The 1,192-nt window shown below is 52.4% G+C and carries 2 protein-coding genes; both read left to right on the top strand.

The window, feature by feature from the left end:
- The coding region (locus tag KDK15_RS01365; protein ID WP_257293573.1) for a hypothetical protein at positions 1–467 on the top strand (467 nt) is incomplete at its 5' end.
- Positions 421–1,026, top strand: a complete 606-nt coding sequence (locus KDK15_RS01360; protein ID WP_257293572.1) for a hypothetical protein — start codon at positions 421–423, stop codon at positions 1,024–1,026. The genes KDK15_RS01365 and KDK15_RS01360, both read left to right, overlap by 47 nt.
- The last annotated feature ends 166 nt before the right edge of the window (positions 1,027–1,192 follow it).

The following is a 1,192-nucleotide window of genomic DNA, read 5'->3' as shown; positions in this document are numbered from 1 at the left end:
ACCTGTTGTCGCTGGCCATTATCTATCATGACGCCGCAGCGGAAGATGTTCCCAAACGAGATGAAGAAGTCAGGGGGGGTTACTATTTCAAACGGGATCTGAAGGGGCAGTATCCACAACAACAGCTGGATGGTATAGCCGAGGCGCTGGCCAGCAAGGAAGACGACGTACATGGCAAGAGCAACCAGAATATTTCCCCATCGGTTCGCCGTTATCTGCGGGTACTGCGCTTTGCTGACCGCATGGACTTTATCCGATGCACCGGGGTTGATGCCTCGTTCCCGGGATTCTGCACAGGCCGACACCCGCTTACAGGGTTTGACCCCCGGCGTTTGGATCTGCCGTCGCAACTCACCAGGGATTTCACCGGTGACCCTGCCCTGAAGCCGGACTTCCAACGCCAACTGGAAGCCGCCATGCATGGTGCCGCTGATCTGTTACAGGTCACTGGCAGCCATAGTAGATAGAGACTGTCGGGCGGATTCCTATACCCAGACGTATCATCTCAAACCTGACAGGACGGCCATTAAAGAGAAATTTGAACTGACCCCCTTGCCACTGCAGAACATGGAAAACTACCTGGATGATAATGTCCGGCGTTTTATTGCCAGCCGAGCAGGCATTCACACCTGTTCCAGCCCTGACCATAAAGACTGCAAGACTGACCGGCAAAAGGGGATTACCCGTGGCATCCATAATAGCTTCCATGACCTCAGGCAAGTGCAGGTGCCAACAGGGATGACCCGGCTGGAAAAGATGCAGTGTCGCCAGGGTTTCAGTCTGCTCAGCATGGCAACACAAGAGGCCATCGCCCAAGAGGTGCAACGACTGCAATCCCAAGGGATACTTATGAGCCTTGGCACATTAACCCAGCAAACCCTGAAATCACCCCTGGCAAAACAAGTGCTTGAGCAAAGAGGATTTGCGGTGATCAGTGAGAAGCGCTTCAGGGGGTATGACGACACTGGCAAGGTAAACCTGCAGGAAATGCTGGTGCCCATTCCTGTGGGTTCTGTCAGTTCATGATGCCTTTGTCCAGGAGGCTGTGGTCGCAATGATCATCAATGGTCTTCATTTGTTTCTCTTCCTTTTTTTTCTTTTTGGTTTGCCGGTGTGCTCTTTTGAATGTTCTTCGGTGGTTAAGTGAAAGTAATCTGAGGGTTGCCTTCCTTTATCGGTAGTCATGTGTGCC

Origin of the sequence: Endozoicomonas sp. YOMI1 (assembly GCF_024606345.1) — a bacterium.
GTDB lineage: Bacteria > Pseudomonadota > Gammaproteobacteria > Pseudomonadales > Endozoicomonadaceae > Endozoicomonas.
The sequence above is the reverse complement of the archived record's forward strand: the minus strand, read 5'-3'. Positions and strand labels throughout refer to the sequence as shown.